Source organism: Rubrobacter calidifluminis, assembly GCF_028617075.1.
In the GTDB taxonomy this organism is placed as follows: domain Bacteria; phylum Actinomycetota; class Rubrobacteria; order Rubrobacterales; family Rubrobacteraceae; genus Rubrobacter_E; species Rubrobacter_E calidifluminis.
Genome location: NZ_JAQKGV010000017.1, coordinates 35,578 through 53,511 on the forward strand (window position 1 = coordinate 35,578; position 17,934 = coordinate 53,511).

Annotated in this window: 18 protein-coding genes and 1 tRNA gene; 9 read left to right on the forward strand and 10 right to left on the reverse strand. The window is 67.0% G+C overall.

The features are described 5' to 3' along the window. Positions 1-54: 54 nt before the first annotated feature. Positions 55-501: an Hsp20/alpha crystallin family protein gene (locus tag PJB24_RS13240; RefSeq protein ID WP_273846595.1), complete on the reverse strand. Its 447-nt coding sequence runs from the start codon at positions 499-501 to the stop codon at positions 55-57. Positions 502-799: 298 nt separating this feature from the next. Here PJB24_RS13240 and PJB24_RS13245 point away from each other — a divergent pair, with 298 nt between their 5' ends. Both PJB24_RS13245 and PJB24_RS13250 read left to right on the forward strand, forming a co-directional pair. Next, positions 800-1,384: a baeRF10 domain-containing protein gene (locus PJB24_RS13245; RefSeq protein WP_273846599.1), complete on the forward strand. Its 585-nt coding sequence runs from the start codon at positions 800-802 to the stop codon at positions 1,382-1,384. Next, a complete protein-coding gene (locus PJB24_RS13250) occupies positions 1,305-1,907 on the forward strand; it encodes a VLRF1 family aeRF1-type release factor (protein ID WP_273846601.1) in 603 nt (200 codons plus the stop codon). The genes PJB24_RS13245 and PJB24_RS13250 overlap by 80 nt, the downstream gene beginning before the upstream one ends. 100 nt (positions 1,908-2,007) lie before the next feature. Here the strand turns inward: PJB24_RS13250 and PJB24_RS13255 are convergent, their stop codons facing one another. Further along, entirely contained in the window at positions 2,008-3,204 is a 1,197-nt protein-coding gene (locus PJB24_RS13255; RefSeq protein ID WP_273846604.1) for a hypothetical protein, read from the reverse strand. Between the two features lie 51 nt (positions 3,205-3,255). Then, positions 3,256-4,038 carry an IclR family transcriptional regulator gene (locus tag PJB24_RS13260; protein ID WP_273846607.1) on the reverse strand — a complete coding sequence of 261 codons (783 nt, stop codon included), beginning with the start codon at positions 4,036-4,038 and terminating at the stop codon, positions 3,256-3,258. A gap of 68 nt (positions 4,039-4,106) precedes the next feature. Between PJB24_RS13260 and PJB24_RS13265 the strand changes: the two genes are divergently transcribed. Further along, positions 4,107-4,769: a hypothetical protein gene (locus PJB24_RS13265; RefSeq protein WP_273846609.1), complete on the forward strand. Its 663-nt coding sequence runs from the start codon at positions 4,107-4,109 to the stop codon at positions 4,767-4,769. A 70-nt stretch (positions 4,770-4,839) separates the two neighbouring features. Then, complete coding sequence (gene glgP / locus PJB24_RS13270) at positions 4,840-6,909, forward strand: alpha-glucan family phosphorylase (protein ID WP_273846611.1); 2,070 nt, start codon at positions 4,840-4,842, stop codon at positions 6,907-6,909. On the opposite strand, the gene PJB24_RS13275 is transcribed toward glgP, so the two are convergent. Then, the gene (locus tag PJB24_RS13275) at positions 6,906-7,328 is read right to left on the reverse strand and encodes a DUF309 domain-containing protein (RefSeq protein WP_273846613.1); all 423 of its coding nucleotides are present in this window, start codon (positions 7,326-7,328) and stop codon (positions 6,906-6,908) included. The two genes, glgP and PJB24_RS13275, sit on opposite strands and share 4 nt — an antisense overlap. Beyond that, positions 7,303-7,539 carry an FmdB family zinc ribbon protein gene (locus PJB24_RS13280; protein ID WP_273846615.1) on the reverse strand — a complete coding sequence of 79 codons (237 nt, stop codon included), beginning with the start codon at positions 7,537-7,539 and terminating at the stop codon, positions 7,303-7,305. The genes PJB24_RS13275 and PJB24_RS13280 overlap by 26 nt, the downstream gene beginning before the upstream one ends. Before the next feature lie 88 nt (positions 7,540-7,627). On the opposite strand from PJB24_RS13280, the gene PJB24_RS13285 reads away from it, so the two are divergent. Then, positions 7,628-8,275, forward strand: coding sequence for a cysteine dioxygenase family protein (locus PJB24_RS13285; RefSeq protein WP_273846617.1), 648 nt, complete (start codon positions 7,628-7,630; stop codon positions 8,273-8,275). Here the strand turns inward: PJB24_RS13285 and PJB24_RS13290 are convergent. From PJB24_RS13290 to PJB24_RS13300, 3 genes are read right to left on the reverse strand one after another with little or no spacing between them, the layout of a single operon-like run. Then, positions 8,226-9,608: an MFS transporter gene (locus PJB24_RS13290; RefSeq protein ID WP_273846619.1), complete on the reverse strand. Its 1,383-nt coding sequence runs from the start codon at positions 9,606-9,608 to the stop codon at positions 8,226-8,228. The genes PJB24_RS13285 and PJB24_RS13290 overlap by 50 nt on opposite strands. Next, the gene (locus PJB24_RS13295) at positions 9,509-10,696 is read right to left on the reverse strand and encodes an MFS transporter (protein WP_273846620.1); all 1,188 of its coding nucleotides are present in this window, start codon (positions 10,694-10,696) and stop codon (positions 9,509-9,511) included. The genes PJB24_RS13290 and PJB24_RS13295 overlap by 100 nt, the downstream gene beginning before the upstream one ends. Next, on the reverse strand, positions 10,689-12,209 hold the full coding sequence (locus tag PJB24_RS13300; protein ID WP_273846624.1) for an MFS transporter: 1,521 nt from the start codon (positions 12,207-12,209) through the stop codon (positions 10,689-10,691). The genes PJB24_RS13295 and PJB24_RS13300 overlap by 8 nt, the downstream gene beginning before the upstream one ends. A gap of 166 nt (positions 12,210-12,375) precedes the next feature. On the opposite strand from PJB24_RS13300, the gene PJB24_RS13305 reads away from it, so the two are divergent. Continuing rightward, positions 12,376-12,810 carry a MerR family transcriptional regulator gene (locus tag PJB24_RS13305; RefSeq protein ID WP_273846628.1) on the forward strand — a complete coding sequence of 145 codons (435 nt, stop codon included), beginning with the start codon at positions 12,376-12,378 and terminating at the stop codon, positions 12,808-12,810. Between the two features lie 261 nt (positions 12,811-13,071). After that, positions 13,072-14,340 (forward strand): MFS transporter, encoded by a 1,269-nt coding sequence (locus tag PJB24_RS13310; protein ID WP_273846630.1) that lies wholly within the window; start codon positions 13,072-13,074, stop codon positions 14,338-14,340. On the opposite strand, the gene PJB24_RS13315 is transcribed toward PJB24_RS13310, so the two are convergent. Further along, a complete protein-coding gene (locus PJB24_RS13315; protein ID WP_273846632.1) occupies positions 14,301-15,308 on the reverse strand; it encodes an aldo/keto reductase in 1,008 nt (335 codons plus the stop codon). The genes PJB24_RS13310 and PJB24_RS13315 overlap by 40 nt on opposite strands. 9 nt (positions 15,309-15,317) lie before the next feature. Continuing rightward, positions 15,318-16,823 (reverse strand): carboxypeptidase M32, encoded by a 1,506-nt coding sequence (locus PJB24_RS13320; protein WP_273846634.1) that lies wholly within the window; start codon positions 16,821-16,823, stop codon positions 15,318-15,320. 120 nt (positions 16,824-16,943) lie between these two features. Here PJB24_RS13320 and PJB24_RS13325 point away from each other — a divergent pair, with 120 nt between their 5' ends. Both PJB24_RS13325 and PJB24_RS13330 read left to right on the forward strand, forming a co-directional pair. After that, complete coding sequence (locus PJB24_RS13325) at positions 16,944-17,303, forward strand: DUF488 domain-containing protein (RefSeq protein ID WP_273846636.1); 360 nt, start codon at positions 16,944-16,946, stop codon at positions 17,301-17,303. A 32-nt stretch (positions 17,304-17,335) separates the two neighbouring features. Next, positions 17,336-17,408 (forward strand) — tRNA-Ala (locus tag PJB24_RS13330). Positions 17,409-17,934 lie beyond the last annotated feature (526 nt).

Sequence of the window (17,934 nt, forward strand, 5' to 3'; positions counted from 1 at the left end):
CCTCACAGTCAAAAAACCCGGGCGGCCCCGAACGCCGCCCGGGCCCTCTCACCCTCAGGAGCCGGAGGGGCCTTCGATCGGGATCCTGCGCGGCTCCCCTATCTGCCCGCTGGCGCCCTCGACGACGACCTCGAGCACGCCATCCTCGAACTTCGCGTGGATCTTGCTCTCGTCGACGCCCTCGGGCAGCGTCATGCTCCTGCGGAACGAGCCGTAGCGCCTCTCGCGCACGTGGTAGCCCCGGCGCTCCTCTTCCTGCTCCTCCCTGCGCTCGCCGGAGATCGTGAGAACCCCGTTCTGGACCGTTATGTCCACGTCATCCTTCTTGACCCCCGGAAGCTCGGCCCGGATCACCAGATCCCCATCGCGCGAGAACGCGTCGATCGCCGGAACCCACTCCTGCTCCTCGCGCCGGAGCGGCCTCCAGCCTTCCCACATATCGTCGAACATCCGGTTTATCTCGTTCCTCAGATCCCAGAAGCCGCGAAACGGACTCAGCATCGATGCCACCTCCTTCTGCTTCGTTTGCACCACATATTTTACCGTTTACTTACAGTTTTCAAACATTAATTTTGCACTTCGTCGGGAGATCCTTCTCCGCCCCCTTCAGCCTGGCCGTGGCATGGGTGGTCTGCCGTGACGCGGGTCGTGGGAGGAGTTGCAGGAAGAGTGACGTGCGTCACACATCGAGGGTGATGGGGAGCGTGGGGGTTCTCCGGGGGAGTGGCGGTCTGCTCTACCGGGGCTATATTCTGCTGGATAATGGGGTATGAAGAAGTCGGGAGGCAGGGAAGAGGACATGAGCGGTGTAGGCGATCTTCGGGCTCTCAAAGAGCGGGTGGCGGGGCTGAGGCCGCCGCTGCTCTCTGTCTATCTGAACGTCAACCCCGGCAACCCCGAGAACCAGAACCGGGCGTACGTGATCCGTCTGAAGGATGCGTTGCGGGAGGAGGGGGTGCCGAAAGGATTTGCCGGGGAGGTCGTGGGGTACGTGGAGGAGCTGCGCCCGCGCATGCGGACGCTCGTGCTCTTCTCCTCTCCGGAAGGGTGGCGCGAGGTGAGGTGGCTCGGTGTCGAGCTGCCCGAGGAGGTCTTCTGGGGTGAGCCGTACGTGGCGCCGCTCGACCTGGCGGCGGACGAGTACGCGCCGGTCGGGGTGGTCGTCGTCGACGCCAAGAGGGTCCGCCTCTTCGTCTCCTCGCTCGGGAGCCTGGAGGAGGAGCTGAAAGAAGCCAACGTCTTCGACACCGCCGGATGGCGGGAGATCACGCTCTCCCCCTCCTCGGCCAGCCCGCAGGGGGGGGATGGCCCACGACCTCTTCGAGCGCAGGGTCGAGGAGTGGGTGCGCCGCTTCTACAAACGGGCGGCCGGGGAGGTGGGTGACCACGTGAAGTCGCTCGGCTTGAGGCGTCTGATCCTCGCCGGTCCCGAGGAGCGCACGTCGGAGTTCGTGGCGGAGCTGCCTCGAGAAGCGAAGGATCTCGTCGCCGCCCGGATACACCTCCCGCAGGACGTCTCCGAGGGTGAGCTGGCGCGCAGGATATCCGAGACCGAGGAAGAGATCGAACGCAGTGAGGAGAGCGGGTTGCTGCGGGAGCTGAGGGAGCGCGGGGTGAGGGGGCTCGAGGAGACGTTGCGTGCCCTGGACGAGGGCAGGATATACCGTGTGGCGGTACCCTGGCCGCTTCCGGACGAGATCTCGTGGTGCGATCCCTGCGGGGTCGCGCTCGCCGCCGGGCACGAGAGGTGCCCCTACTGCGGCGGGCTCGTACGCACGCGCAGGCTCGCCAACGCTCTCTCCGGGCTCGCCGCTTCCCGCGGGGCCTCGGTAGAGTTCGTGCGGGGTGAGAACGCCCGTGCGCTGCGGGAGGAGCTCGGAGGAATCGCCGGGCTGCCCCGGTTCTGAAGGGTCCGGACATCCTGGAGAGGAAACTTTGTACCGGCAGATGCGGGTTCCCGTCTCTCCGGCGAGGGTCATACGAGGTGGGGAGGACCCCGCAGGGCGGCTACAGCTCTCCGCCGTATTCTTTGCCGGTGCGGTTGCGTAGCCTCTGGCGGTACCCGTAGGTCGCCCGGAGCACCGTCTCCTCGTCCTCGAGCCCGACCCCCAGGGCCCCGGCTATGGTGGCCAGCGAGGTGGCCATCCAGGCCAGCGTCGCGTAATCGGCGGGGCCGACCGGTTCGCCCACCATCGAGCGGAAGTAGCCCTCCGGGACGAAGACCCACGCCGCCAGGAGCACCAGCACGAAGAGCACGGTGTAGGAGAAGAACACCGCGATCGCGATCGTCAACACGGTCACCCCGTTGTAGAGCAGGCTCCAGTGACGATCCTCCCGGCTGCTCGGATGCTCCCAGAGATGATGCGCCGCGATGATCCAGACGACCATCGCGCAGATCGCCACGACCATCAGCCCCAGCAATCGCTCCCAGCCGAGGTGGCGGGCGAAGCTCCATATGGTTGGGATCACCAGCACGTAGGCGCTCGTCGCGAAGGCCGCGGCGAGCGAGCGGTGAAAGCTGGGGAAGAGCTTCCAGGGTCTGTTGGCCAGGATCATGCCCGCCCACAGCCTGAGGTGACCGCGCATCCTTGGAGCCACGAACCGGGTGTCGACGCCCAGTCGATGCATATCCTCGTCTGGAGGATGCAGGCGGTGGAAGGGAGCCAGGAGCTCCGCCAGGCGGCGTCTGACCAGGTGCCGGGGCCTCGGCCCCGGCAGATCTTCCTCCCGTCGGGTTTCGGCGGTTTTGCCATCCAGCGCCGGGTAGAGCTCGTGTACGAGCTGAACGACTGCCTCCCGGGCCCGCGGGTGCAGCCGCGTCGCCCCCAGGACCGGTAGGGAGAGCCCCGCGACCCTCCGCGAGAGGCTCGCATCGGCCACCACGAGATGCCCTCCCCGGTAGAGTGGGAGGTCGGTCAGGCAGATGGCGATGTCCCAGCCCTCGCGCAGCGCCCACTTGTGGCAGGCGTCGAGCAGCTCCGGCGCATCACGATCGCTTCCGGTCAAGGGGTCGACGACGAGCGAGATCTTCCAGTGGACGGCATCGTCGACCATCCTCCCGAGCAGCGAGGGCAGCTCCCGCGCGAGCCGGTGTCCGATCTTCTCCGGTATGTCCGGGGCGCAGACCAGCCCGAGGTCCACGACGTGCGCCGCTGCCGCCGTATCCCGCGCTCCTACCGTTCGGTCGTGGACTTCTCCGCTCACACGCACCTCTTTTCCCGAGACGGGTCGTGGGATAACCCGGCGTCTGCTCTTCTAAGAGCCTTTCACACCGCGAAAGCCGAGACGGTACGAGATCTCCCCGGCTCTTTTCGCCGCCTCCCGTCCCAGCTCCGGGAGGGAATCCGGCGGCAGCCTGAACGAAGGTCCTGAGATGCTCATCGCTGCGATCCCGCCGCTCGCCGAGCAGATGGACACTCCCACGGCGTTGAGACCCACCTCGAGCTCCTCGACCGTGCAGGCGTATCCGCGGGAGCGTACCTCCTCGAGCTGCTTCCGCAGCTTTCCGGGGTCCACGATGGTGTTCTCGGTGAAGCGTTTCAGGGGGCGTGAGAGGATGCGCTCCCGTCGGTTCTCCGGCATGTGGCTGAGCAGAACCTTGCCGTCGGCGGTGGCGTGCAGCGGCGTACGCCTGCCGGACCAGTCCACGCTCAGGACCGACGAAGAGGGGATCGACTGATGGATGACGACGGCCTCGTCGCCCTCCAGTACCGAGACGGTGACCGTCGCACCGGACTCTTCAGCGAGCTCCCTGCAGAGCGGTTTCGCGTGTCGCACCACGTCCAGGTCGGCCGTGACCGCACTCGCCAGCAGGACGAGCCCGAAGCCCAGCCGGTACTTCTCGGTCGAGGCGTCCTGCTCGACGAGCCCCCGGTTGCGCAGCGTGGTGAGCAGCCGGTAGGCCGTGGATTTGTGGATGCCAAGCCTCTCGGCGACCTCGGTCACACCCGACCACCCGTTGCCGGAGAGGAACTCCATCACCGAGACGGCCCGGTCGACCGACTGCACGGTCGCACCCCTACGGTTCGCGGTGTCCATAAGTAAGGTGTATTCTACATTCCTGCGTGGCCCGTCGCCGCGCGTGGTGAGTGTTGGAAAGGCGGAGGATGGCTGGAGAGTTCAGGCTGCCGGGCTCGACGTACCAGGGGATAGCGAGCATCATAATCGCTTACGGCGCACGTGAGGAGGCGGGCCCCGCCGACGTGCGCAAGCTCGACTCGGCCCACCCGGCGAGCGCCAGCCGCAACAACGCCTTCCTCGCCTCCATCGGCATCCTCGAGGGGGAGAAGGAGCGCACCATAACCCCGCAGGGCCGCGAGCTCGCGCTCGCCCTCGCTCGCAGGGACCGGGAGGGCATCCGGCGCAACTGGCGCAGGGTCGTCTCGGGCAGCGAGTTCTTGCAGAACATCGTCTCCGCGGTCACCATCCGGCAGGGGATGTCGCGGCCGGACCTCCGCGCCTACATCGCGCAGGCGGCCAAGCAGCCGCGGAACAAGCCGGTGATGACCGGGGCGGACGCGGTGATAGACATCCTGCGCGCCGCCGGGCTGCTGCGCGAGGAGGACGGCCGGGTGGTGGCGAGCTACGGGGGCGAGGAGGAGCCGGAGGTCCGGGAGCTGGAGGCGGCCGAGGTGAGCCTGGCGGCTCCCGCACCGGCCGGGATCAGCATCCACCTGCACATAAGGTGCGAGGCGGACGAGCTCGAAGACCTCGCCCCCCGCCTGAGGCGGCTGCTGCGCGAGCTCTCCGGGCTCGACCGGGGGATCTGACACCCGTTTTCTTTGCGGTCACGGTCTTCCTCCGGGTATGACTGGAGGATCTGAGAGCTGGGAGGTTTTTATGGCACACCTTACGGGTAGGCTGCCGCGGCGTATCGAGCGGCTGTCCGAGCTCGCGTACAACCTGTTCTGGAGCTGGCACCCGGAGGCGCAGAGGCTCTTCGAGCGGCTCGACCCCGGGCTGTGGGAGCGATGCGAGCACAACCCCGTCAGGCTGCTGCTCGAGACGGAGAACCTCCCGGGTGCGGCCGATGATGCGGGGTTCGTGGACCTCTACCACGGGGTCATGCGTGCCTTCGACGACTACATGAGGCGGCGTGACACCTGGATGGGACGCATCTACCCGGACTTCCGCGCCCCGGTGGCGTACTTCTCCGCAGAGTTCGGGCTGCACGAGTCGCTGCCGATCTATTCCGGCGGGCTCGGCGTGCTCGCCGGGGACCACGTCAAGAGCGCCTCCGACCTGGGGGTGCCGCTCGTGGGCGTCGGGATCCTCTACGCCCAGGGCTACTTCCGCCAGCGGATCGAGGGCGGCGTCCAGCGGGAGGTCTACGAGCCGTTCGACCCGCGCTCCCGGCCCATCCTACCGGCGCACGATCCCGACGGCGGGGAGGTGGTCGTCGGGGTTTCGATGCCGGGACGCACGCTCTACCTGAAGGTCTGGGAGGTTCGCGTCGGGATCTGCCGCGTGCTGCTGCTCGACGCGGACATCCCGCAGAACTCCGTGGAGGACCGCACGCTCACCGCCCGGCTCTACGGGGGTGACGCCCGCACGAGGATCGCCCAGGAGATCATACTCGGCGTGGGTGGGGTGCGGGCGCTGCGCGCCGTCGGGGAGCGCCCGGCCGTCTTCCACATGAACGAGGGGCACGCCGCCTTCCTCTCCCTGGAGAGGGTGCGGGAGCTTGTCGCGGCCGGGACGTCCTTCAAGGAGGCCGTGCGCCGGGTCGCCGCGAGCACCGTCTTCACCACCCACACCCCCGTCCCGGCCGGGCACGACGCCTTCTCGCCGGGGCTCTTCTGGGAGTTCATGCAGGGGTGGCCGGAGGCTCTCGGGACGACGCCGGAGGGGCTCTGGGCGCTCGGCCGCAGAGACGAGGAGTGGGGCGAGACGTTCAACATGACCGTGCTCGCCATGCGCCTCTCCGGCGGACGCAACGCGGTCTCCGCGATCCACCGGAAGGTCACCGAGGACATGTGGGGTGACCTCTTGCGCGAGATCGGCGGGCGGATCGACCACATCACCAACGGGATCCACACCTGGAGCTGGCTCTCGCCGGAGATGGCCGAGCTCTTCGACGAATATGCCTCCGGGAGGGCCTGGCGGGAGGCGGTGGACGACGCGGGGGCCTGGTCCTTCGTCGAGGAGATCCCGGCCTCGGAGCTCTGGGAGACGCACCGGAGGGTGAAGAAACGCGCTCTCTCCTTCGCCTCCCGGAGGATCGGGGCCGGGAGTCCCGGCCTCGACCCCGGGGCGCTCACCATCGGATTCGCCCGCCGATTCGCCACCTACAAGCGGGCGACGCTGCTCCTGCAAGACCCGGAGAGGCTGCGCGCCATCTGCGGCGAGGGTCGGGTTCAGTTTGTCTTCGCAGGCAAGGCCCACCCGGCGGACACCCCGGCGAAGGGCTTCATCCGCGAACTCTGCCGGGCCGCGGAGGAGGAGCTGTCGGGGGTGCTCTTCGTGCTGGAGGACTACGACATGAACTTGGCGCGTCACCTGGTGCAGGGGGTCGACGTGTGGCTCAACAACCCCCGCCCTCCGCTTGAGGCGAGCGGCACCTCGGGGCAGAAGGCGGCCCTCAACGGCGCCCCCAACCTGAGCGTGCTCGACGGCTGGTGGCCGGAGGCCTACGACGGCACGAACGGCTGGGCCGTCGGGGGGGAGGGAACCAGCCTTTCACAGGAGGAGCAGGACGCGGCCGACGCCGATGCGCTCTACCGCATCCTGGAAGAGGCGGTCGTGCCCCTCTATCACGGTGCCGGTCCATCCGGGGTTCCGGAGGGCTGGGTGGGGGTGATGAGGCGGGCCGTTGTTACGGTGGCCCCGGCCTTTTCGACCCAGCGGATGGTGCGCGACTACGTGCACCGGCTCTACGTGCCGCACGCCTCCAGCGAAGGCTTCAGCTAGGAGGAGGCCTTCCGCCGGGAGAATTCTACCCTCGGGATCTTCTCCTGCCCGAACTCGTGCACCCTCTCCGGGCCGAGCCTCTCGAGCTCTGCGAGGCACCCCCGGCAGCGGCGCACGAGCCCCGAGACGTCTATCCCGAGCACCTCGGGCTCGAAATCCTCGAGCCTCCTTATGCCGCCGCGCAGCAACGAGACGGCACCGGACCAGTTGCCGTTCTGCTGGTGGTAGAAACCCACCCCGACCTGGAGGATGCCCTGGTAGAGGTAGCGTATCTGGCCGCTCTCCGCCCTCCAGGCGTCCTCCAGGTGCTCGTGGGCTTCGAAGAAGGCGCCCCGGTTGAACTCCTCTATCCCCCTCAGGACCTCCTCCGGGAGATCCGGGAGGGGATGGCCGTCATCCGCAGCCGCAGCCGCAGCCACCGCCGCAGCAGCCGCCACCGCTGCTCGGGCTCGGGGAGGAGGACGGAGCGGAGGCGCCGGTGGTCATGGAGGCGAAGCTGGCCGTGATCACCCGCTCCGAGGAGTCGGAGCCGCACTCCGGGCAGCGGGCGGGCTCGTCGGCCTGGCTCATCGGCCGCATGAGGTCGAAGTGCTCCTCGCACTCGGCGCATCTGTATTCGTAGAGTGCCATCCTCTCCACCTCTTTACGTTGGCGTTTGGATCCTCCGGTCGTTATTGTACCCTGCGAGTGTCGGTACCGTGATGCCAGGGAGAGACCGATGGGAAGAGAGGACGAGTTTCTGCTGGAGCACCCGCTGGTGCGGGACTTCGTCGGGAGGGTGCGGGAGGATATCGTGCGTTCGGCATCACCGGAAGATGCCATCGAGCGGATGAGGCCGGCCTTTGCGGAGCTTCTGGCCGCGGAGGGGTGGCTGCCGGAGGAGTTCTGCTCCGCCGCTGCGGAGAGCGGGATGGGAGGGGGTATCGGGCAGTGGCTGATCTTCCGCTCGGCGGCGAGGGATCTCTGCCTGTTCTCGCTCGTGGTGCCGCCCGGGTCGAGCACGCCGGTGCACGACCATCTCTCGTGGGGGCTCGTCGGGCTCTACGCCGGGGAGCAGGAGGAGGTCGTCTACGCCAGGAAGGAAGAGGGGCGTCCCGTGGGGGAACGTGAAGAGCTCGAGGTCGTGCTACGGAGGAGGTTGCGCCCGGGGGACTTCTACCCGCTGCTCCCGCCGCGGGACGACATCCACGGCGTGCGCACCGTCTCCGAGGTGCCCTCGGTCTCCATCCACCTGCTCGCGGCCGATACCGGGTGCGTCTGGCGCCACTCCTACGACCCAGAGACCGGCGCGGTCTCACCGTTCCGCTCGGGGTACGTCAACCGCCCCTGCGAGGAGGATGCTCCTCCGGAGGGTGGAGTTTCCTGAAGAAGAGGTAGTAGAGCGCGGCGTTCACGGCCTGCAATCCGGCGGCGAGCTCGAGCGGCATATCCAGCGAGACGCTCTGCATCAGGTACCCGGCGAAGGCCGGGCTGCTCGACGAGGCGACCTGGGAGGGGAGGTTGCCGAGCCCCGCGGCCCGGGAGCGCTCTCCGGGCGACATCACGCCCATGAGGTAGGACTGCCGCACCGGGATCGAGAGGGTGTTGGCGACCATGCGCAGCAGGTAGAGCGCCCCGGCGAGCGCGAAGGTCGGCATCAGGGCGGTGGCCGCGAGCAGCACCACAGAGCAGGCGCGGGTGGCGACCACCGCCCGCACCGCCCCGAGCCTGCGCGAGAGCCGCCCGGCGAAGAGGTAGGGGATCGCAGAGACCAGGTTTATCGCGAAAAAGAGGCTCCCAATCTCCCCGGCCCCCACCCCGTAGCGCCGGTGCATCCAGTAGGCGACGAAGGATCCGAGCATCCCGACCGCGAGGCCGTTGACCGCGTTGGTGGTCATGAACCTGGCTATCAGCCGGCGGCCTTCCGGGGAGAGGCGGACCGTGGAGCCGCCTTTCTTGCGTGATGGCTTCGGCCGTTTCTCAAGTATCGGCAGGACGACGAGCGCCATCGCGCACCCGATGACGGCGGTGAGCAGGAAGAGAATGCGGTAGCCGTCCAGGGTGGAGAGCCCGGCGCGGGCGAGCGCCCCCGGCACGAGCGTGAGCAGCGAGCCCGCCGCCCCGCAGAGCACCCCGACCGAGGAGAGCAGCCCGAAGGTCCCCGTTCGCTCCTCGTCGCGCACCGAGGCGGCGACGAGCGGCTGCTCGGCCGGGTAGTAGGGGCCGAAGGAGCCGCCGCTGCCCGCGCCGCCACCGCGCCCGAAGGTGCCGACGGCGGCTGCGACCAGGAGCACGACGTAGCTGCTCGAGAGGGCGAAGACGAGGCCGCCCGCGGCCATCAGGAGCGAGATCGCGACGAGCAGCGCCTTGCGTCCGAAGCGGTCGGAGAGGAAGCCGACGGCGGCGGTGAGGATGGCGCTCGTCACCGCCGAGGCCGTGAACACGAGCCCGATTCTGGTCGCCCCGTACCCGAGGCGGGCGAAGTACAGCGGCACGACGACCGAGAGGTACCCCTGCGCGAGGCTCCTCAGGCCGCGTCCGGCCAGGAGCAGCCTGAGGTTGCGGTTTTCGTAGAGCCGGTATAGCGCGTCCCTCCAGAGAGAGATCCTGCGCTCCGTGGCTAGACCTTCTTCAGATAAGCCCGGCCGGAGAAGAGAACCAGCACGCTCGCCGCGGTCGCCACCGCGCCGACGAAGAACGGGACGCCGGGGTAGAACCACTCCGCGAGCTTGCCGGCGAGGAACGGGGCGATCGCCCCGCCGACGAACCTGACGAAACTGTAGGCCGCCGAGGCCACCGGCCGCTCGACCGGCGAGGCCTGCATCACGGCGGTGGTGATCATGGTGTTGTTGATCCCGAGGAAGGCACCCCCGAGGATGACGGCCGCGATCAGGACCGGCCGCGAGGAGACCCCGAGGCCCATCGTCAGCAGGTCGAGCGCGATGAGCGCGAGCATCGCGTACATCGTCGGAAGGGTTCCGAAGCGGGCCTGTATCCTTGGGGCGGCGAAGACCGAGGTTATCGCGAGCAAGACGCCCCACCCGAAGAAGATCAGGCCGAGGGCGTGTGCGCCGAGGTGCAGCGGGAAGGGGGTGTAGGCGAGCATCGTGAAGAACCCGAAGTTGTAGCAGAGGGCTGTGAGACCGAGCGTGAGGAGCCCCCGGTGTCCGAGCGCCCGGAACGGGTCGGCGAGGGAGCTTCTGTGCTCCGGTTTCTCCAGGCGCGGCAACATGAAGAAGAGCCCGGCGAACCCGACGAGCATGAGCGCGGCGACCCCGAAGAAGGGGCCGCGCCAGCTTATCCCACCCAGGGCCCCGCCGAGCAGGGGCCCCACCGAGATCCCCAGCCCCAGCGCGGCCTCGTAGAGGATGACGGCCCGCTCGGTGCCCGCGTTCGAGAGCTGCACGATGACCGCGAGCGCGGTGGCGATGAACAGGGCGTTGCCGAGCCCCCAACCGGCCCGGAAGAGCACAATGCCCGCGACCCCGCTCGAGGCGCCGGCGAGCGCGCTGAACAGGACTATGAGCCCGAGCCCGGAGAGAAGGGTCGTCTTGTAACCGAGCCGGCTGGAGACGGCGCCGGTCACGACCATGGTGACGCCGGTAACCAGAAAGTAGCTGGTGAAGAGCAGCTCCACCTGCGGGGGTGTGGCGTGGAGCTGCGTGGCTATCGCCGGGAGGATCGGGTCGACGAGACCGAGCCCCATGAACGCGACCACGCACGCGAAGGCCACGGCCCAGACGGCCTTGGGCTGCTTCAGGATGCTCTCCTGGGGTTCCTCTTCCAGCTTCCCCTCCTTCTCAGCCATCATCCTCCTGGTCTCCCTTCCCCCGGAAGGCGGAGAACACCGCGCCCACGATGCTCGCGACGGCCCCCACCAGCAGCGCCTCGTGGAAGCCGCTTATGAACGGGGCGGCCTGCGCCGCGGTCATCCCGTGGCCCACGGTGCCGGAGAAGACCTTGAACATCTGCTCCCGGGGCATCGAGCTCGTGATGATCGAGAGCGCCAGGGCTATCGAGAGCATCCCCCCGATGTTGGTCAGAAACGTGCGGGTGCCGCTCGCTATCCCCCGCTGCCCGGGCTCCACGGAGTTCATGATCGCTCGGGTGTTGGGCGAGTTGAAGATCCCGCTGCCGACCCCCACGATCACCATCAAGAGCGCTATCTCCCAGTAGGGGGTCTCAGCCCCGATGAGGGTGCCCATCCCGATGAGGCCGATGGCGGTGACGACCATCCCGATGGTGCTCACCACCCTCGCGTGCGCCCGGTCGGCGAACCATCCGGAGATGGGGGCCACGACGAACATCACGCCGGCGAGCGGGATGAGCAGTATCCCGGCCATCAGGTGGTCGTAGCCGTCCACCCCGATGAAGTAGAAGACGAACATGAACATGACCGCAAAGCGCGCCACCGAGTTCAGCAGAGCGCTCACGTTGCCGAAGGCGAACGTGCGGCTCCTGAAGAGCGAGAGCCTGAGAAGCGGCTCTTTCACCCGCGATTCTATGAACAGGAAGGCGGGCAGGAAGATCGCCGCGGCCACAAACCCTCCGACCACCTCCGGCGCGCTCCAGCCTTTTATCCCCCCCTGCGTCAGCCCCACGAGGAGCCCGAGGATGCCGATCAGGAACGCCGCGTTGCCGGGGATGTCCAGGTGCTGGCCCTTTTTAAGCGTGACGAGCTCGCGCAGGTTCACCGCGGCCCAGATGGTCCCGATGACCCCGAGCGGCACGTTGAACCAGAAAACCCAGTGCCAGGAGATGGAGGTCATGATCCCACCCACCACGACACCGAGCGTGGAGCCGGCGGCGGCCATCATCATGTTTATCCCGAGCGCCTGCCCGAGCTGGCGCCGGGGGAAGGCGTCGGTGACTATCACGCTGGAGTTGGCCATCATGAATGCACCTGCGGCGCCCATCACCGTGCGCGCCGCGATGAGCTCTCCAGCGTTGGTCGCGAACCCCGCGAGCAGGCTCACCACGGTGAAGAGCGCGAAGCCCCCGACATACAACCGCTTCCTCCCGACCATGTCCGCGATTCTCCCCGCCACGATCGTGAGGATCGTCTGCGCCAGCAGGTAGCTCAGGAGCACCCACACCAGCGCGAAGAGCCCCGTGTGGAGCTCCCTCAGAAGCGTCGGGAGCGCGACGATCAGCGAGGCGCCGTTGATGGAGGCGAGCAGCGCCCCCAGGCTCGTGCACGAGAGCGCACTCCACTTGTACTCCAGCCCAAAACGCTTTCTGCGCCTCTCCGCGCCCGAACCTTCCCGCTCACGGCGCAGAACGTGCGCCCTCTCTCTCCTCTTGCGCGCTGCTCTCTCCAAAATCCGCCTCCTCTTAAGAACCTTGTACAACCCCGTGTTTCAAATTGTTACTTAATATAGTACAACTATACGTGCACGTACAGGTGTTGAGACAAAAAATTATTCGAACGCGGGGTTAGAATTTACGAGGCTCAGACGTGTCGGGCGACGGAAAGGCTTCGAACAGATGGACGCCTCGAAGGAGCTACTCCAGGTAGGGGAGGTTGCGGTGCGGCTCGGGGTGAGTCCTCGGACGATCAAGTACTACGAGGAGCTTGGTCTGGTCTCTCCTGAGAGGCGTTCGCCGGGCGGGTTCAGGCTCTACGGGGAGCAGGAGATACGACGGCTGGAGCGCGTCCTGCGGCTCAAGGACATGGGATATTCCCTGGCTGCCATCCGGGAGATAATCGCCGTTCGCGATGCGGCGAAGGAGGCCACCAAGAGCGCCGTGCTCTCGGAGGCCAAGGAGCGCCTCGAGCAGCAGGAGCGCGAGGTAGCCGAGAGGATACGCAAGATGCGCGAGGACCTCAGGCGGGCGGAGACGCTGCGCCGCGAACTGCAACGGGACATCCGGCTCTGCGAGCAGCGTCTCGAGGAGATCTCCGACCAAAGTACCGGGTGAGCCCCTTCACAGGGTGTACATGGACCCGTACGTACGGGTCGGTTAAGATATATTCAGATATTTGAAGACGAGAAGGTACCGGTCTGCCTTTGTTCTGAGAGAAAGGAGGATCACGGAAGAAGAGATCTGGTTCGAGGACGAAGTTTTCAGTGAGGATGGGACGGACGGGTTCCATCCGGGGCGCGACTACTTTCGATCTGCACCCTCTTCCGGCGTACGTGGCGGGCTCAGAGGCCGCGCGGGGCACGGGAGGGGGTATTGATGTTCTCTATCGTCGGGAGGAAGAGGGGTAGGGTTCCGGAGGGGGTTTCGTTCGCGGTACTGCTCGTCTCGCAGTTCATCGCGACGACGGGTTTCACCTTCGTGATGCCCTTCATGCCGATATACGTCAGGCAGCTCGGCGTGGGAAGTGTGGGGAGCGCGGCGGCGTGGGCCGGGTTCATCAACGGGGCTTCGGGGATCACGATGGCGCTGGTGGCGCCGCTGTGGGGGAGGCTCGCGGACAGGATCGGGCGCAAAGCCATGCTTCTTCGGGCGACGTTCGCCGGGGCTGTCGTGATCTGCCTGATGGGTTTCGTAACGAGCCCGTGGCAGCTTCTGTTCCTGCGGCTGTTGCAGGGGACGCTCACCGGGACGACGCCCGCGGCGACGGCGCTGGTGGGGTCGAACTCACCCTCGGAGAAGGTTGGGGCGCGGCTCGGGCAGCTTCAGATGGTCGTGTTTCTGGCCGGGGGGGCCGGGCCGGGCTTGGGCGGGCTCTTCGCCGAGGTTGCGGGCGTGCGCAACTCCTTCTTCATAACCTCGGTGCTCCTGGCCGTCTCCGGCGCCATGATCCTCTTCGGCGTGGTCGAGGAGAGGAAGGCCGCGGTCGCCGGGGAGGGTGAGGCGGTAGAGGAGAGGGAGGAGAAGGGGTCCCTCCCCTACAGGAAGCTGCTTCCCGCGATGCTCGCGCTGTTCGTTGCGCAGGCCACAATAGCCAGCGTCGCGGTGGTGCTGCCCGGTTTCCTGGAGAAGATGTCCGTCGCCGTCTCGCACCTCTCGGGGGAGACCGGATGGATCATCGGGTCGAGTGCGCTGGCCGCCTCGCTCGGGTCCGTGCTCGCCGGGAGGCTCACGCCCAGGGTGGGAACGTGGCCGGTGGTGGCGGGTTCGCTGCTCGCGGCGGGTCTGTTCACCCTGCCTCAGGTCTGGGCTGGCGGGGTGGCCGAGCTGTGGGCGCTCAGGGTGCTGACGAGCTTCTTCCTCGGCGGCATCATCCCGGCCGCGAACCTCGCGGTGCGCGACGCCGCACCGGCGGGGAGGAGGGCCACCGCCTTCGGGTTCGCCTCATCCGCCGTCTCGCTCGGGTTCTCCGCCGGGCCGGTGGGGGCGGGGCTCATCGCCTCCGCGCTCGGTTTCGGGGATGCGTTCCTGCTTCCCGGGGTGATGATGCTCGCTCTCGGTCTGGTGCTCTCGGCCATGCAGGGATCATCGGGGCTCTTCGGCGGCCACTACCACCGGAAGGGGTGGGGGCCGAAGTCCGCCTCGTAGTAGAAGACGGACGCCCGTCCCGGGGGGGCGACCTCGTCGAGTCGGGCGCGGTCTGAGTCGGTTATCTCCACGTCCAGCGCGCCCAGGTTGTCCTCGAACTGCTCCATCGTGCGGGGACCGATGATCGGGCTGGTTATCCCGGGCTGGTCCTTGCACCAGGCGAGCGCGAGCTGCCCCGGCGTGCAGCCCTTCTCCTTCGCCAGCGCCTCGACGACCTCCAGCACCCGCCAGGCCTCCTCGACGAAGTGGTTGCGCCCGAGGCGGCGCGGCTCGAGGCCGTAGCGTGAGTCTTGAGGGGCCTCCTGCTCCCGGCGGTACTTGCCGGTCAGGAATCCTCCCGCGAGGGGGGACCAGGGGATGAGCGCGACGCCGTAGGTCTGTGCCATCGGGACGAGCTCGCGCTCGATGCGCCGGTCGAGCAGGTGGTAGGGCGGCTGCTCGGTGACGAAGCGGTTCAGCCCGAGTTCCTTTGCGGCCCACAGTGATTCGACTATCTGCCAGGCGGCGAAGGTGCTCGTGCCCGCGTAGAGGACCTTGCCCGCGTGGATCAGATCGTCCAGCGCCCGCAGGGTCTCGTCTATTGGGACCCTGGAGTCGGGGCGGTGGATCTGGTAGAGGTCTATGTGGTCGGTCTGGAGGCGCTTCAGTGAGGCCTCGCACTGCTCGATGATGTGGCGGCGGTGGTTGCCGGCGGCGTTGGGGTCATCGTCGTCCATCCGGCCGTGCACCTTGGTCGCGAGGAAGACCCTCTCGCGCTTGCCGTCGCGCCCCAGCGCCTTGCCGACGACCTCCTCGCTCCTTCCGCGGCTGTAGACGTTCGCGGTGTCGAGGAAGTTTATCCCGGCGTCGAGCGCCCGGTCGATGATCTCGATCGAATCCTTCTCGCCGGTGCGCCCGCCGAACATCATGCACCCCAGGCACAGCTCGCTCACCTGCACCCCGGTGCGTCCCAGGCTTCTGTACTGCATCTTCCTCCTCTACAGGTCGTAGATCTCAGCGTACTTGCCGCGCAGGTACTCCAGGTATGGTGCGGTCGTTATCCCGGAGCCGGTGGCCCGCTCGAGGATCTCCTCCGAGGTGTACCTGCTACCGTGGCGGTAGACGTTCTCCTTCAGCCAGCCGTGGAGCGTCGAGAAATCACCGCGGGAGATCTCCTCGGGAACCTCCGGATGTGCTTCGAGCGCGGCGGCGTAGAGCTGGGCGCTCATGATGTTGCCCAAGGAGTAGCCCTGGAACTGCCCGCCGACGATGCCGTCGTACCAGTGGGCGTCCTGCAACACCCCGTCGCGGTCGTCCGGCGGCTCGATGCCGAGATCTTGCTTCATCCTCTCCCGCCACGCCTCCGGGAGGTCGCGGACCTCGAGGTCCCCTTCGAGCATCGCGACCTCGAAGTCGAAGCGCAGGATCACGTGCAGGTCGTAGGTGACCTCGTCGGCGTCGGTGCGGATCAGGGAACGCTCGACCTTGTTTATAGCCCGGTGGAACTCCTCGAGCGAGACCCCATCGAAGTGGCCCGGGAACCTCTCTTTGAGCCTCGGCAGGAAGTGTTCCCAACACTCGCGGCTCCTCCCGACGACGTTCTCCCACAGCCGCGACTGGCTCTCGTGCAGCCCGGCGGAGGCTCCCCGGTCGAGCGGGGTCCACGCCAGGTTCGGGTCTATCCCCTGCTCGTACATCCCGTGCCCCGCCTCGTGCAGCGTCGAGAAGAGCGGGTCCCTGAGATCCCCCGGCCTGATGCGGGTCGTGATCCTCACATCCTGCGGCGTGGAGACCTTGACCGCGAACGGGTGCGCCGTGAGATCCTGCCTGCCGCGCGAGAAGTCGTACCCGAAGTGGGAGACCATCTCTGCTGCGAAGGCGAGTTGCTCGTGTGCAGGAAGCTCTTTGAGCAGGCACGAATCGTCTACCGGCGGCTTCTCCGTTATCTCCGCGACGAGCGGCACCAGGGCTTCCCTGAGCTCCGAGAAGAGCTTTCGCACCCTCTTCGTGTTCATCCCGTAGTCCGACTCGGCGATGAGCGGGTCGGCGATGTGCTCGTGCTCGTAGAAGCCGGCGAGCTCCCGCCCCAGCTCGAGCGAGCGCTCCAGGTATGGTGCGACCGCCGCGAAGTCGTTCTCCGGCCTCGCCCTGCGCCACACCGCGTAGGATTCCGAGGTGTGTCGGGCGAGCCGGGCGACGAACTCCGCCGGTTTTCTGGTCTCCCGCTCGTAGAGCCTCTTCGTCACCCGGATCAGGGCCGCCTCGTCCGAGTCGTAGGGCATCTCTTTTGCCGCGGGCGCGAGCGCCTCCAGAAGCTCCCCGACCTCCTCCGAGGTGAACCTTTCGTGGGCGAGCCTCCCGAGCGTGGCGAGTTGCTCCCCGCGTCCGGCGGCACCGCCTGGGGGCATCTTGGTCGCCTGATCCCACCACAGGAGCGCCGCTGACCTCCTCAGGACATAGACCTCGCGCAGGATCTCTCTCAGCCGACGCAGCTTCTCCTCCAACGTCCTCCTTTCCGAGACCGGAGACGACAAAACCAGTCTACTCCCGACCCGCCGCGGTTTTAAACACCCGCGGCGGTGGTATCAGCGTACCGGGAACCAGCTCGAGGGAGGCTTGCTTTGATGAGCGTGAGGGTGAAGAGGGTCTACGAGGATGTGGAGGAAGGAGAAGGGCAGAGGGTTTTCGTCGAGAGGCTCTGGCCCCGCGGCATCCCCAGGCAGGACGAACGGGTCGGGTACTGGCTGAAAGAGATCGCGCCGACCAACGAGCTGCGAAGATGGTTTCACGAAACCGGAGACTTCGCAAACTTCTCGAAGAAGTACCGGAGAGAGCTCTCAGAGCGTGAAGAGAGCCGGCAGGCGCTGGATGAACTGCGCAGCCTGCTCTCCGAGCACGGGACCATCACCCTCGTCTACGCCAGCAGAGACGAAGAGCACAACAGCGCCGTCGTCCTCAAGCGAGTACTCGATGAGGGACGGTGAACGAGAAGGACGTGTAGAATATCCGGGCACACGGGCCCGTAGCTCAGTCGGGAGAGCACCGCCTTTGCACGGCGGGGGTCAGGGGTTCGAATCCCCTCGGGTCCACTGCGAAATACCCCGTTTTGCAGGAACGACGCGAAGCCGCGGGGAAAATTTCATTGAGATGTCGAAGGGCATTTACTGCAACCGTACTGCAATGCGGCGGTGATACTCGTCGAAAGCGAACCGTATTCTTCTGGAAGACCATCACGACCACAAGTTTTGACTGTGATATCGGGAGGAGTGAAAACGGATAGAGGATTTCTGCTATGGGCGTTCCGCCTCCCGGAGCGGAGCGCTTGACCTTTGCGGGCTTATGGATCTTCCCGGCACCGAGCGCGGTGGGACTCCACGCGCTCCCGGATATCCGGATCTGGAAATACCTTTACGCCGAACTTGCCTATACGGCCGCGCCACGGCACTCAGGCTCGCCGCAGACGGCATGCTCGTGGTGGCGAACGACATGAAACCCTCCGAAGAACTTGACCGGATCGTCGAAGAGTGCGGTGGGATCCCCGCGATCGCGGACGTATCGGATCCACACGCTGTAGAAGAGATGGTCTCCCGGATCGAGGCTGAGGCAGGGCCCTTG

Coding starts and splice junctions, on each gene's coding strand:
- PJB24_RS13240 (WP_273846595.1), bottom strand. CDS start 501: ATGCTGAGTCCGTTTCGCGGCTTCTGGGATCTGAGGAACGAGATAAAC.
- PJB24_RS13245 (WP_273846599.1), top strand. CDS start 800: ATGAGCGGTGTAGGCGATCTTCGGGCTCTCAAAGAGCGGGTGGCGGGG.
- PJB24_RS13250 (WP_273846601.1), top strand. CDS start 1,305: ATGGCCCACGACCTCTTCGAGCGCAGGGTCGAGGAGTGGGTGCGCCGC.
- PJB24_RS13260 (WP_273846607.1), bottom strand. CDS start 4,038: ATGGACACCGCGAACCGTAGGGGTGCGACCGTGCAGTCGGTCGACCGG.
- PJB24_RS13265 (WP_273846609.1), top strand. CDS start 4,107: ATGGCTGGAGAGTTCAGGCTGCCGGGCTCGACGTACCAGGGGATAGCG.
- glgP (WP_273846611.1), top strand. CDS start 4,840: ATGGCACACCTTACGGGTAGGCTGCCGCGGCGTATCGAGCGGCTGTCC.
- PJB24_RS13280 (WP_273846615.1), bottom strand. CDS start 7,539: ATGGCACTCTACGAATACAGATGCGCCGAGTGCGAGGAGCACTTCGAC.
- PJB24_RS13285 (WP_273846617.1), top strand. CDS start 7,628: ATGGGAAGAGAGGACGAGTTTCTGCTGGAGCACCCGCTGGTGCGGGAC.
- PJB24_RS13295 (WP_273846620.1), bottom strand. CDS start 10,696: ATGGCTGAGAAGGAGGGGAAGCTGGAAGAGGAACCCCAGGAGAGCATC.
- PJB24_RS13305 (WP_273846628.1), top strand. CDS start 12,376: ATGGACGCCTCGAAGGAGCTACTCCAGGTAGGGGAGGTTGCGGTGCGG.
- PJB24_RS13310 (WP_273846630.1), top strand. CDS start 13,072: ATGTTCTCTATCGTCGGGAGGAAGAGGGGTAGGGTTCCGGAGGGGGTT.
- PJB24_RS13315 (WP_273846632.1), bottom strand. CDS start 15,308: ATGCAGTACAGAAGCCTGGGACGCACCGGGGTGCAGGTGAGCGAGCTG.
- PJB24_RS13325 (WP_273846636.1), top strand. CDS start 16,944: ATGAGCGTGAGGGTGAAGAGGGTCTACGAGGATGTGGAGGAAGGAGAA.